Origin of the sequence: Pantoea sp. EKM20T (assembly GCF_011800485.1) — a bacterium.
Classification (GTDB): domain Bacteria; phylum Pseudomonadota; class Gammaproteobacteria; order Enterobacterales; family Enterobacteriaceae; genus Pantoea; species Pantoea agglomerans.
This window is the reverse complement of record NZ_JAALFW010000009.1, coordinates 14,195-26,533: the sequence shown is the minus strand read 5'-3', so window position 1 is coordinate 26,533 and position 12,339 is coordinate 14,195. Positions and strand designations below refer to the sequence as shown.

Annotated in this window: 13 protein-coding genes; 9 read left to right on the top strand and 4 right to left on the bottom strand. The window is 56.0% G+C overall.

The features are described 5' to 3' along the window. Positions 1-112 precede the first annotated feature (112 nt). Positions 113-658 carry a spermidine N1-acetyltransferase gene (gene speG, locus HFD94_RS15835; RefSeq protein WP_061901180.1) on the top strand — a complete coding sequence of 182 codons (546 nt, stop codon included), beginning with the start codon at positions 113-115 and terminating at the stop codon, positions 656-658. Here speG and HFD94_RS15830 read toward each other — a convergent pair whose 3' ends face one another. From HFD94_RS15830 to HFD94_RS15815, 4 genes are all read right to left on the bottom strand, one after another. After that, complete coding sequence (locus HFD94_RS15830; protein ID WP_010257757.1) at positions 659-1,078, bottom strand: hypothetical protein; 420 nt, start codon at positions 1,076-1,078, stop codon at positions 659-661. It abuts the gene before it with no gap. A gap of 85 nt (positions 1,079-1,163) precedes the next feature. Beyond that, on the bottom strand, positions 1,164-2,099 hold the full coding sequence (gene mmuM, locus HFD94_RS15825) for a homocysteine S-methyltransferase (RefSeq protein WP_010257759.1): 936 nt from the start codon (positions 2,097-2,099) through the stop codon (positions 1,164-1,166). After that, positions 2,089-3,498, bottom strand: a complete 1,410-nt coding sequence (mmuP, locus tag HFD94_RS15820) for an S-methylmethionine permease (RefSeq protein ID WP_033758676.1) — start codon at positions 3,496-3,498, stop codon at positions 2,089-2,091. Before mmuP ends, mmuM begins: the two co-directional genes overlap by 11 nt. Before the next feature lie 135 nt (positions 3,499-3,633). After that, the gene (locus HFD94_RS15815) at positions 3,634-3,969 is read right to left on the bottom strand and encodes a DUF2002 family protein (RefSeq protein WP_003850360.1); all 336 of its coding nucleotides are present in this window, start codon (positions 3,967-3,969) and stop codon (positions 3,634-3,636) included. 153 nt (positions 3,970-4,122) lie between these two features. Here HFD94_RS15815 and HFD94_RS15810 point away from each other — a divergent pair, with 153 nt between their 5' ends. The 8 genes from HFD94_RS15810 (at position 4,123) to proX (ending at position 12,325) form a co-directional block, all read left to right on the top strand. Beyond that, the gene (locus HFD94_RS15810; RefSeq protein ID WP_010257764.1) at positions 4,123-4,440 is read left to right on the top strand and encodes a DUF883 family protein; all 318 of its coding nucleotides are present in this window, start codon (positions 4,123-4,125) and stop codon (positions 4,438-4,440) included. Positions 4,441-4,742: 302 nt separating this feature from the next. After that, a complete protein-coding gene (gene nrdH, locus HFD94_RS15805; protein WP_010257769.1) occupies positions 4,743-4,985 on the top strand; it encodes a glutaredoxin-like protein NrdH in 243 nt (80 codons plus the stop codon). A gap of 4 nt (positions 4,986-4,989) precedes the next feature. Beyond that, complete coding sequence (gene nrdI / locus HFD94_RS15800) at positions 4,990-5,403, top strand: class Ib ribonucleoside-diphosphate reductase assembly flavoprotein NrdI (protein ID WP_010257771.1); 414 nt, start codon at positions 4,990-4,992, stop codon at positions 5,401-5,403. Next, positions 5,373-7,511, top strand: a complete 2,139-nt coding sequence (gene nrdE / locus HFD94_RS15795; RefSeq protein WP_122889765.1) for a class 1b ribonucleoside-diphosphate reductase subunit alpha — start codon at positions 5,373-5,375, stop codon at positions 7,509-7,511. The genes nrdI and nrdE overlap by 31 nt, the downstream gene beginning before the upstream one ends. Before the next feature lie 8 nt (positions 7,512-7,519). Next, complete coding sequence (gene nrdF / locus HFD94_RS15790) at positions 7,520-8,479, top strand: class 1b ribonucleoside-diphosphate reductase subunit beta (RefSeq protein WP_010257777.1); 960 nt, start codon at positions 7,520-7,522, stop codon at positions 8,477-8,479. A gap of 501 nt (positions 8,480-8,980) precedes the next feature. Continuing rightward, positions 8,981-10,177 (top strand): glycine betaine/L-proline ABC transporter ATP-binding protein ProV, encoded by a 1,197-nt coding sequence (gene proV, locus HFD94_RS15785; RefSeq protein WP_010672155.1) that lies wholly within the window; start codon positions 8,981-8,983, stop codon positions 10,175-10,177. Next, positions 10,174-11,265: a glycine betaine/L-proline ABC transporter permease ProW gene (gene proW / locus HFD94_RS15780; protein ID WP_022624068.1), complete on the top strand. Its 1,092-nt coding sequence runs from the start codon at positions 10,174-10,176 to the stop codon at positions 11,263-11,265. Before proV ends, proW begins: the two co-directional genes overlap by 4 nt. Before the next feature lie 61 nt (positions 11,266-11,326). Further along, a complete protein-coding gene (gene proX / locus HFD94_RS15775) occupies positions 11,327-12,325 on the top strand; it encodes a glycine betaine/L-proline ABC transporter substrate-binding protein ProX (RefSeq protein ID WP_167433284.1) in 999 nt (332 codons plus the stop codon). Positions 12,326-12,339 lie beyond the last annotated feature (14 nt).

Genomic DNA, 12,339 nt, shown 5'->3' with positions numbered 1-12,339 from the left:
CGACGCTGTAAACCTTTACAGACTGAAGCAGGCAGCGAATGCGACAGCGCAAAACGCAGCGGCTGGCTGATGCGGTATACTCGCGACCATTATTTCATGAGAGGAAAAGGCAATGACGGTAAAACTGCGTCCGCTGGAACGGGAAGATCTGCACTTTGTCCATCAGCTGGATAACAACGCCAGCGTGATGCGTTACTGGTTTGAGGAGCCGTATGAGGCATTTGTGGAGCTGTACGATCTCTACAACAAGCATATTCACGATCAGACCGAACGTCGCTTTGTGGTCGAGCACAGCGGGCAGAAAGCGGGATTAGTGGAACTGGTGGAAATCAACCATGTGCACCGCCGCGCCGAGTTTCAGATCATTATCGATCCGGCCCATCAGGGCAAAGGACTGGCAACCCAGGCGGCAAAACTGGCGATGGATTACGGCTTTTCGGTGCTGAATCTCTACAAGCTCTACCTGATTGTCGATCAGGAGAACGAAAAAGCGATCCACATCTACACCAAGCTCGGCTTCGAGATCGAAGGCGTGCTTAAACATGAGTTTTTCATCAACGGGGAGTACCGCAACACCATCCGCATGTGCATTTTCCAGCATCAGTATCTGGAACGCCATAAAACGCCAGGCGGAATGGTGAAGCCGACCGCGCAGTAATCAGCCGCGTGCGCCAACCGGGTTCATAAAGGGACGCGGGTGTTCAGGCTTGAGGTCGTACATGCCGCCATAAAAGGGATCGACCAGCAGCCAGCCGGGGAAGCCACCCAGCGGGATATTGCCCAGCAGATACCACAGGTTAGCGCGTGCCTCGATAGGCACCGTGACCGGCACGTAGCCCGGGCTTTCCAGCATCAGCAGATAGTGCTTTTTGCCGAAATAGCGGCCGGTAGATTTTTCCAGTTCAACGGTCTGCGGCGTGAAACCCTGCGCAACCGCATAGCCACGCTCATCCTGCACGGTAAAGCGCGCGCCCTGCGGCAAGGAGTCGATGCGCACCAGTTGGGTTTCATTGCCGACAATGGTGGCACAGCCGCTAAGCAGCAGCGCGGCGGCCAGGGCCAGAATTCGCTGTTTCATGAAGGGGTCCACAGAGTGATCAGTGATCAGAGTGTAGACCGCCCTCTCCGCCTCAATCGGGCTATCATCGCCCGATTCAGCCAGCTTATTGCGGTTGACAAGCGCGGGCGATAGCCGCGATGTCGTTGGGTGAGGTGCGACAGCAGCCGCCAATCAGCTTCGCGCCCGCCTGCTGCCACTCTGCCAGTTTGTCATGCAACGTGCAGCCTGATGGCGCTGAGTGCCAGGTTTTGCTGCTGGCATCATACTGCTCGCCAGAGTTGGGATAGACCACCAGCGGCTTGTCGGTCAGCTTCTGCAACTGCTGCAGCGCAGGCGTCACGCTCTCAAGTGCCACACAGTTGATTCCCACCGCTACCACCTGTGGCTGCTGATTCAGCCAGCTCACGACGTCTGACAGCGGCGTGCCGTCGCTGATGTGTCCGGCGTCACGCAGGGTAAACGAGAACCAGGCGCGGCCTTCAGGAAATTCAGCCAGTAGCTTCACCAGCGCCTGCGCTTCGGCAAACGAAGGCAGGGTTTCGCAGGCCAGCAGATCGGCACCCGCCGCCAGCAGCGCCTGTACGCGTGGGCGATGAAACGCCATCATCTCCGCTTCCGGCAACGCATAGTCGCCGCGATATTCCGAACCATCCGCCAGGAAGGCGCCATAGGGACCGACCGATCCCGCTACCAGCAGCGTTTTTGCGTCGGGCCGGACCGCCAGATAATCGTGACGGGCGCGTCGCGCCAGCTCGACGCTCTGAGCGATCAACGCCAGTGACTCCGCCTCATCAAGGCCACGTGTGGCAAAGCCCTGCGGCGTGGCCTGGTAGCTGGCGGTAATGGCACAGCGCGCGCCAGCGACAAAATAGTCGTAGTGCACCTGATAGATCAGCTCAGGATTTTCCATCAGCACCTTAGCTGACCATAACGCATCGGCCAGATGACAGCCGCGGGCTTCCAGCTCGGTGGCCAGGGCACCATCCAGAATCAGCAGTGGCGACTCCGTTAAAGCCTGCGCGACAGGGTTATACGACATCATTGGCCTCCTCAGGCTTCGGGGATGATTTGTGGGTCAGATGGTAAGCGGCATAGCAGAACAGCACAAACGGGATGCCACACCACAGCGCGATACGCTGAGTCGGATCAAACGCCAGACCGACACAGGCCAGCAGGCAGAGCAGGAAACCCAGCACCGGCGTCAGCGGATAGAGCGGCGCACGGTAGGCCAGATCGGCCAGCGATTTGCCCTGCTGAAGATGACGACGACGGAAAACAAAATGCGAAGCGCAGATGCTGAGCCAGACGGCTACCACCGCAAAGCCGGAGATGGCCGACAGCGCCACAAACACCGTGTCTGGCGCGACCACGCTGGAGACCAGCGCCAGCAAACCACCCACCATGCTGACGGTGATCGCCAGCATCGGCACGCCGCGCTTGTTCACCCGGGCAAAGGCGCGCGGCAGCGTATTTTCATTGGCCAGCGACCAGAGCATCCGCCCGGAGGCATAGAGTCCGGAGTTGGCCGCAGACAGGATAGCGGTCAGGATCACAAAGTTAATAATGTCAGCCGCCCACGGGATGCCGATCTTTTCGAAGACCAGCACGAACGGGCTTTTCACGATACCCGCCTGATCCATAGGAATCAGCGCCGCCAGCACAAATACCGTGCCGATGAAGAAGATAATCAGCCGGGCCACGGTAGTACGGATCGCCAGCGGCAGCACTTTCTCCGGCTGCTGGGTTTCACCGGCCGCAATACCGATCAGCTCGGTGCCGGAAAAGGCGAAGTTGACTGCCACCATAGTCATCAGAATCGGCAGTACACCGTTAGGCAGCCAGCCGTGCGCCGTCAGGTTGCTCAGACCCGGTGCGGGCGTGCCATCCTTCATCGGGATAAACCCAAACATCGCCGCGCCCCCGAGCACGATAAAGGCGACGATCGTCACGACCTTAATCAGGGAGAACCAGAACTCCCCTTCGGCGAAGAAGCGGGTTGAGATGACGTTCAGCAGATAGATGGCGCAGCAGAAGACCAGGCACCAGATCCACACCGGGATCTGCGGGAACCAGTACTGCATACAGAAGCCCGCCGCCGTCAGGCTGGAGCCGAGGGCGACTGTCCAGGTGAGCCAGTAGAGCCAGGCCACGGTGTAGCCGGTTGCCGGGCTGAGATAGCGTGCGGCATAGACGTGGAACGCGCCGGTTTCCGGCATCGCCACGGAGAGTTCGCCCAGACAGACCATCACCAGCCAGACCACCAGCGCGCCAATCAGATAGGCGAGCAGCGTCCCCGCCGCCCCGGTGGTGGAAATGATGTAGCCGGTATTAAAAAACAGGCCGGTGCCGATTACGCCGCCCAGCGATAACATCACCAGATGGCGCACTTTCATGGTGCGTTTAAATTGTTCCTGCGAGGGAGTTGGCTGTTCGCTCATCACTTTTATCCGTATGGACGTCTAAACATCTATAAGGAACAGTTTTATACGCGTCACAGCCGGTAATTGCAACGGCAGGGAAACAGGGAGGAGGTAAAGGCGGTTCAGTGCCCCGTCGCGGCGGGGCCTGATGCGTTAGCCGAAAACGCTCTGAATATAACGTTCCAGCGCCATGCGGGAACTAAATCCGTGCGGGATGCCGTAGTGTTCCTGTGAATCACCCGCCAGGTAGAGAGGGAATTGGGTGTAGTGATCGCAGGTCTTCATTTCTGAAGCAGGTTCAGCGAACGGCTGGCTCTTCTCTTTCAGTGTCGGGTGAATGACTAATGCCATGCGCCCCATGCGCGCTTCGCGATTCACATAAACATAGTTCTCTCCACGGCGATAACCATAGGCCCGTGGGGTAATTTCATCGACTTCGAAACCCGCTTTTTCCAGTACGCGCGCTACCTCATCTGGTCGTAAATACATGCTCGATCCTCTCCTCTTTCAAAAGCTTCGCAACCTTACAACAGCATGACAGAGTGGGCATTCGGAATTTTCCCTAAAGAACACTCCCGCGTCTCGTTTATCTCAAGGTCGTCTACACTAGTATTACGTTTTTAAATCAAAGGGAGCTAAAAAATGTTTAATCGCACTGTAAAAAACGATGACATTGATATTAATCAGGATGTTAACGAACTGGCCGATTCACTGGAAGCGCTGCTGAAATCTTACGGCAGCGACGCCAAAGACGAAGTGGATTCTGCACGCAGTCAGGCAGAAAAGCTGCTGAAACAGACCCGCTCCAGACTGAACGGCGGCAGCAACCGTGTCTCACAGGTTGCCCGTGATGCCAGTGCACAGGTTGACACCTATGTCCATGACAAGCCATGGCACGGTGTTGGTATCGGTGCCGCTTTCGGTATCGTAGTGGGTGTGCTGCTGGCTTCACGCCGCTAAGCTCAACTCCAAAAAATCTCCTGAGCCCTGCCCTGTGCGGGGCTTTTTTATGCCCTTTTTCTGGCCGATGACATTTACAAAAGATTTTTCCAGGCTGCAGGGCGCATCCCTGCTGGCTTTGCCGCTGTTGCGCAAATGCAAATCATAAAACCCTATATCTGGTGGGCTTGACCCACAAAACCACTACATCTAGTATTTATCTCATCAGCAGACACCAGATGTTCGTCACAATGAAGCCCGCAACCTGCCGCGTCTGCTTTGTTTTCGGGCATCAGAACCGCATATAGAGGGAAATACGAATCATGCGCATTATTATTTACACTAAAGATAACTGTGTCCAGTGCACGGCAACCAAAAATGCGATGGACCGTCAGGGTCTCGCCTATCAGCTTATCAATCTCGACAGCCAGCCCGAGGCGATCGACAACCTGAAATCACTGGGTTACCGCCAGGTACCCGTCGTGATGGCAGATAACGATCACTGGAGCGGTTTCCGCCCGGATAAAATCGCCACTCTGCGCACGCTTTCTGCTGTCGGAGGATAAACACATGTTCCCGCTGGTCTATTTTTCCAGCCAGTCGGAAAACACCCACCGGTTTGTGACGCGCCTCGGCCTGCCTGCCCGGCGCATCCCGCTTGATGCCCGGCAACAACTGCATATCGACCAGCCCTATATTCTGGTCGTGCCCAGCTATGGCGGTGGCAGCAGTCGCGGTGCGGTGCCCGGTCAGGTGATTCAGTTTCTTAATGATGAGGCGAACCGACGCGGTATTCGTGGCGTGATCGCAGCGGGCAACCGTAACTTCGGTGCCGGTTACTGCCTGGCGGGCAGCATCATTGCAAATAAATGTCAGGTTCCCTGCCTCTACCGCTTCGAGCTGATGGGAACGCCTGACGATATCGCGAAAGTTAAAGCGGGAGTAACCCAATTTTGGCAACAACAGACACCCTCAACGGCGTGACGCTCGATTATCATGCCCTTAATGCCATGCTCAATCTCTACGACGCCGAGGGCCGCATCCAGTTCGACAAGGATCGCGAAGCGACACGTCAGTTTTATCTGCAGCATGTGCAACCCAATACCGTCCCCTTCAATAGCTGCGCTGAGCGTTTACGCTATCTGGTGGCAGAGAGCTATTACGAAGCGGAAGTGCTGAACCAGTACGATTTTGCGTTCCTGCTTGCGCTGCATGAGGTGGCGGAAAATTGGGGATTTGAGTTCAAAACCTTTCTCGGTGCCTGGAAGTACTACACCAGCTACACCCTGAAGACCTTCGACGGCAAACGCTATCTGGAAACCTTCGAACAGCGCGCCTGCATGGTGGCGCTGACGCTGGCTCAGGGCGATGAAAAGCTTGCGCGGGCCCTGCTGGAGGAGATCCTTAGCGGCCGTTTTCAGCCCGCTACACCAACCTTCCTGAACTGCGGCAAACAGCAACGCGGTGAGCTGGTCTCCTGCTTCCTGCTGCGCATCGAAGACAATATGGAGTCAATTGGTCGCGCCGTGAATTCGGCACTGCAGCTCTCAAAGCGCGGCGGCGGCGTCGCCTTTTTGCTGTCGAACCTGCGTGAGTCCGGTGCGCCAATCAAACGTATTGAAAATCAGTCGTCGGGCGTTATCCCGGTGATGAAAATGCTGGAGGACGCCTTCTCTTATGCGAATCAGCTCGGCGCGCGTCAGGGCGCTGGCGCGGTGTGGCTCAATGCGCACCATCCCGATATTTTCCGCTTCCTTGATACCAAGCGCGAAAACGCCGATGAGAAGATCCGCATCAAAACCCTGTCGCTGGGCGTGGTGATACCCGATATCACCTTCCAGCTGGCAAAAGAGAACAAACCGATGGCGCTGTTCTCGCCTTACGACGTTGAACGGATCTATGGCCAGGCCTTTGGCGATATCAGCATCAGCGAGAAATATGACGAGATGCTGGCCGACGACCGCATCCGTAAAACCTATATTCAGCCACGCGACTTCTTCCAGACGCTGGCCGAGATTCAGTTTGAGTCGGGCTATCCCTACATCATGTATGAGGACAGCGTGAACCGCAGCAACCCGATTGCCGGTCGCATCAATATGAGCAACCTCTGCTCTGAGATCCTGCAGGTGAACAGCGCCAGCGAGTACAATGACGATCTCAGCTATCGCCGGATCGGCAAAGATATCTCCTGTAATCTCGGCTCACTGAACATTGCGCACGCCATGGATTCACGCGATCTGGCGCGTACCGTGGATGTGGCGATCCGCGCCCTGACCTCGGTGTCGATGATGAGCGAAATTGGCTCGGTGCCCTCGGTCGCCGAAGGCAATCGCCGTTCGCACGCCATTGGCCTGGGTCAGATGAACCTGCACGGCTATCTGGCGCGGGAAGGCATCGCCTATGGTTCACCGGAAGCGCTGGATTTCACCAATCTCTACTTCTACTGCATCACCTATTATGCGCTGCGCACCTCTAATCAGCTGGCACAGGAGCGTCAGCAGACCTTCGATGGCTTTGCGGAATCGCAGTACGCCAGCGGCGCCTACTTCGATAAGTATCTGCAGCGCGAATGGCTGCCGCGCACGGAACGGGTAGCGACGCTGTTTGCCGATGCCGGACTGGCCCTGCCGACACAGGCGGACTGGCAGGCGCTGCGCGACGCGGTGATGCAGCACGGACTATTTAATCAGAACCTGCAGGCGATCCCGCCAACCGGTTCAATCTCCTACATTAACCATGCCACCTCCAGCATCCATCCGATTGTCTCCCCTATCGAGATCCGCAAAGAGGGCAAAACCGGCCGCGTCTACTATCCCGCGCCGTTTATGACCAATGAGAATCTCCATCTCTATCAGGATGCGTATCAGATTGGGCCGGAAGCGATTATTGATACCTACGCAGAAGCGACGCAGCATGTCGATCAGGGCCTGTCGCTGACGCTGTTCTTCCGCGATGACGTCTCGACCCGTGACATCAACAAAGCGCAGATTTACGCGTGGAAAAAAGGCATCAAAACGCTCTATTACATTCGACTGCGCCAGATGGCGCTTCAGGGCACGGAGGTTCAGGGTTGCGTCTCATGCTCCCTGTGATGAAAACGATGAAATTAAAACAGATTCAGGCAATTAACTGGAACCGCATTCAGGATGACAAAGATCTTGAAGTGTGGAATCGTCTCACCAGCAACTTCTGGCTGCCGGAGAAAGTGCCGCTCTCCAACGATCTGCCCGGCTGGCAGACGCTGGATAAACAACAGCAGCAGCTGACCATCCGGGTATTCACCGGCCTGACGCTACTTGACACCATCCAGAACGTGATCGGCGCGCCGGGGCTGATGGAAGATGCCATTACCCCGCACGAAGAGGCGGTGCTGTCGAATATCAGCTTTATGGAAGCGGTGCATGCCCGCTCCTACAGTTCGATCTTTTCAACCCTGTGTAACACCCAGGATGTGGATGCCGCTTATCAGTGGAGCGAAGAGAATGCGCCGCTGCAGAACAAGGCGCGCATCATCCTGGAACACTACCAGGCCGATGATCCGCTGAAGAAGAAGATCGCCAGCGTTTTCCTGGAGTCGTTTTTGTTCTATTCCGGCTTCTGGCTGCCGATGTACTGGTCGAGCCGTGGCAAGCTGACCAACACCGCTGACCTGATTCGCCTGATTATTCGCGATGAGGCGGTGCACGGTTACTACATCGGTTACAAATATCAGCAGGCGCTGGCTGCCGCTGACGATCTGCGCCGCGAAGAGCTGCAGCAGTTCGCCTATGATCTGCTGCTGGCGCTGTATGAGAACGAAGTGGCTTATACCGAGGCGCTCTATGCCGATGTTGGCTGGGTAGAGGAGGTGAAAACCTTCCTGCACTACAACGCCAACAAAGCGTTGATGAATCTGGGCTATGAGGCGCTGTTCCCGGCGGAGCTGACAGCGGTGAATCCGGCCATTCTGTCGGCTCTGTCGCCCAACGCCGACGAAAACCACGACTTCTTCTCCGGTTCAGGCTCCTCCTATGTGATGGGAAAAGCGGTCGAAACCGAAGACGAGGACTGGAATTTCTGAGGGTTACCGGGTGCTGTTTTGTCAGCATCCGGTTTTCTCTGGCAGTGCCGTGTCAGCCGCGCCATTCCGTCTAATCATAAGAAAAAAATATTACTGCAAAACAGCCTGACTATTTCACCGTTTGTTGATTCTGCCCCTCCCCGCATTTCCTTTTTTTTCGACCAATTATTCCACTGAATCCGATCGTTTCAGGCGTGATTATTTCTCTGCATCGGAATCCATTATTTCCGTAATATTTCACCCTGGTGACGCTTGTTTTTCTCCCTTTCACGCGGCAAATCGGCTGAAATGCCAAAAACCCGCCAATGATTTCACAAAAAATTAATCCACGCCTATCCCTTGTGAGCACTGAAGATAATCGGCATCTGAATGTCCCGCGGCCGGTCAATATTCCACTTCAGGGTTGTCAGATAACGTCAGTGTGCTACGGTATGGCCTGCTTAAATTTCAGCGGGAACGACAGGATAATATTAGATATTTCAACCAGGATTTAATGACTGCATGGCTATTAAGCTCGAAGTAAAAAATCTCTATAAAATATTTGGCGACAATCCGGATCGCGCGTTTAAATATATTGAAAAGGGTGCGACCAAAGATGTCATTCTTGAGAAGACCGGGCTCTCTCTTGGTGTAAAGAACGCCAGTCTGGCCATTGAAGAAGGCGAGATATTCGTCATCATGGGGTTATCCGGTTCAGGAAAATCGACCATGGTTCGCCTTCTCAATCGTCTGATAGAGCCGACGCGCGGCCAGGTGATTATTGACGGTGTCGATATTGCCAAAATATCAGCCAGCGAACTGCGTGACGTGCGCAGAAATAAAATCAGCATGGTATTCCAGTCATTTGCTTTGATGCCGCACATGAATGTATTAAATAATACGGCATTTGGTATGGAATTAGCGGGAGTCGCACTGGCTGAACGCCAGGAAAAAGCACTGGAAGCGTTACGTCAGGTCGGGCTGGAGAATTATGCGCACGCTTACCCGGATGAACTTTCCGGAGGGATGCGGCAGCGCGTCGGATTAGCCCGCGCACTGGCCATCAATCCCGACATCTTATTAATGGATGAGGCCTTCTCCGCTCTGGATCCGTTGATTCGTACTGAAATGCAGGATGAGCTGGTTAATTTACAAGCCAGGCATCAGCGCACCATCGTCTTTATTTCCCACGATCTTGATGAAGCGATGCGTATTGGCGACCGTATTGCCATTATGCAGGGCGGCGAAGTGATACAGGTTGGTACGCCGGATGAGATCCTGAATAACCCGGCCAATGACTATGTCCGCACCTTTTTCCGTGGCGTCGATATCAGTCACGTATTCAGCGCCAAGGATATCGCCCGTCGTAGCGCGGGAGCGTTGATCCGCAAAGCGCCAGGTTTCGGCCCGCGCTCCGCCATTAAGCTGCTGCAGGATGAAGACCGCGACTACGGTTACGTGCTGGAGAAACAGAAGTTTCTTGGCGTGGTCTCCACCGACTCGCTGAAAGCCGCGCTGGCAGCAGGTCTGGGACTCGATAGCGCCCTCCTCGACTCGCCAGCCGCGGTGCCCGCCGATACCTCACTGAGCGATCTGCTCTCGCACGTCGCTCAGGCGCCCTGTGCGGTGCCAGTGGTCGGCGAGGAGAATCAGTATGTCGGTATCATTTCCAAAAGCACGCTATTGCGCGCGTTAGATCGTGAAGGAGCCCAGCCATGAGTCAGGAAACCACCAATCCGTGGGATAGCGGCACCGCCGCCAGCAGTCAGGCTGCGCCCACCAGCAGCGGCGGTGCCGATGCCTGGGGCACGCCCGATGGCAGCGCGACACCCGATGCAGCCAGCAGCAGTGACTGGCTCAACAGCGCCCCCGCGCCCGCGCCGGAACATTTCAATATCATGGATCCGTTCCACAAAACCTGGATCCCGCTTGATCACTGGGTGACCACCGGTATCGACTGGGTGGTCAACCATTTCCGCCCGTTGTTTCAGGGTATCCGGGTACCGGTTGACTATATTCTCAGCGCCTTTCAGCAGCTGTTGCTGGGGATGCCCGCGCCGGTAGCGATTCTGGTGTTTGCGCTGATCGCCTGGCAGATCGCGACACCCGCCATGGGCATCGCCACGCTGGTATCGCTGATCGTGATTGGCGCAATTGGCGCCTGGTCGCAGGCGATGGTCACGCTGGCGCTGGTGCTTACCGCGCTGATGTTCTGCATTCTCATCGGCCTGCCGCTGGGGATCTGGCTGGCCCGCAGTGAACGGGCAGCGCGTATCGTACGTCCCTTGCTGGATGCGATGCAGACGACACCCGCCTTTGTCTATCTGGTGCCGATTGTGATGCTGTTTGGTATCGGCAACGTGCCAGGCGTGGTGGTCACGATTATCTTCGCCCTGCCACCGATTGTGCGTCTGACTATTCTCGGCATTAAGCAGGTGCCCGCCGATCTGATCGAAGCGAGCGAATCCTTTGGTGCCAGTCCGCGTCAGCTGCTATTCAAAGTGCAGTTGCCGCTGGCGATGCCCACCATTATGGCGGGCGTCAATCAGACCCTGATGCTGGCGCTGTCGATGGTGGTGATCGCCTCGATGATCGCCGTGGGCGGACTCGGTCAGATGGTGCTGCGCGGTATTGGCCGTCTCGACATGGGGCTGGCTACGGTGGGTGGTGTGGGGATTGTGATCCTTGCCATTATCCTGGACCGCCTGACCCAATCTTTTGGTCGCGATAGCCGCAGCCGCGGTAATCGTCACTGGTATCACACCGGCCCGCTGGGCCTGATCTTCTCTCCTTCGCGTAAAAAATAATCTGTCGGGCGGTGCCTGCGCGCCGCCCATCCTGACGCGACATCTGAAATAAGGAATGACTATGCGCAACAGAGCCTCTCTGCTCGCCGCCGTGGTAACCACGCTGGCCGTTTCACACGTCTCCGCTGCCGATCTGCCGGGCAAAGGTATTACGGTACAACCCATACAGAGCACTATCGCTGAAGAGACTTTTCAGACCCTGATTGTCAGCCGCGCGCTGGAAAAACTCGGCTATCAGGTCAGCAAGCCGAGTGAAGTGGATTACAACGTTGGCTACACCTCTATCGCCGCTGGCGACGCCACCTTTACCGCGGTGAACTGGCAGCCGCTGCATGACGACATGTACAAAGCCGCCGGTGGCGATCAGAAGCTCTATCGTCAGGGAACCTATGTTACCGGTGCCGCCCAGGGTTATCTGATTGATAAGAAGACCGCCGAGAAATATCACATTACCAATATCGAACAGCTGAAAGATCCTAAGATCGCCAGCCTGTTTGACGCCAACGGCGATGGCAAAGCGGATATGACCGGCTGTACGCCAGGCTGGGGCTGTGAAGCGGTGATTAATCATCAGAACAGCGCCTTCGGTCTTAGTGATACCGTGACCGCCAATATGGGTAACTATTCGGCGATGGTGGCGGATACGCTGGCACGCTACAAACAGGGTAAACCGATCCTTTATTACACCTGGACGCCCTACTGGCTGAGCGATGTGCTGAAGCCGGGCCGCGATGTGATCTGGCTGCAGGTGCCGTTCTCTTCGCTGCCTGGCGAACAGAAGGATGTGGATACTAAGCTGCCAAACGGCGCGAACTACGGTTTCCCGGTTAACACCATGCACATCGTCGCCAACAAAGCCTGGGCGGCGAAAAACCCGGCGGCTGCCCGTCTGTTTGCGGTCATGAAGCTGCCCATTACCGATATCAATGCTGAAAACTCAGCAATGCATGCCGGACAAAACTCAGAAGAGGCGATTAACCGTCATGTGGATGGCTGGATTAAGGCGCATCAGGCTGAGTTCGATAAATGGATCAGCGAGGCGCAGGCCGCCGCGCAATAACCTGAAAACATTTC

Coding starts and splice junctions, on each gene's coding strand:
- HFD94_RS15815 (WP_003850360.1), bottom strand. CDS start 3,969: ATGTATTTACGACCAGATGAGGTAGCGCGCGTACTGGAAAAAGCGGGT.
- nrdF (WP_010257777.1), top strand. CDS start 7,520: ATGAAATTAAAACAGATTCAGGCAATTAACTGGAACCGCATTCAGGAT.
- mmuM (WP_010257759.1), bottom strand. CDS start 2,099: ATGTCGTATAACCCTGTCGCGCAGGCTTTAACGGAGTCGCCACTGCTG.
- HFD94_RS15830 (WP_010257757.1), bottom strand. CDS start 1,078: ATGAAACAGCGAATTCTGGCCCTGGCCGCCGCGCTGCTGCTTAGCGGC.
- mmuP (WP_033758676.1), bottom strand. CDS start 3,498: ATGAGCGAACAGCCAACTCCCTCGCAGGAACAATTTAAACGCACCATG.
- nrdI (WP_010257771.1), top strand. CDS start 4,990: ATGTTCCCGCTGGTCTATTTTTCCAGCCAGTCGGAAAACACCCACCGG.
- speG (WP_061901180.1), top strand. CDS start 113: ATGACGGTAAAACTGCGTCCGCTGGAACGGGAAGATCTGCACTTTGTC.
- proV (WP_010672155.1), top strand. CDS start 8,981: ATGGCTATTAAGCTCGAAGTAAAAAATCTCTATAAAATATTTGGCGAC.
- proX (WP_167433284.1), top strand. CDS start 11,327: ATGCGCAACAGAGCCTCTCTGCTCGCCGCCGTGGTAACCACGCTGGCC.
- HFD94_RS15810 (WP_010257764.1), top strand. CDS start 4,123: ATGTTTAATCGCACTGTAAAAAACGATGACATTGATATTAATCAGGAT.
- proW (WP_022624068.1), top strand. CDS start 10,174: ATGAGTCAGGAAACCACCAATCCGTGGGATAGCGGCACCGCCGCCAGC.
- nrdH (WP_010257769.1), top strand. CDS start 4,743: ATGCGCATTATTATTTACACTAAAGATAACTGTGTCCAGTGCACGGCA.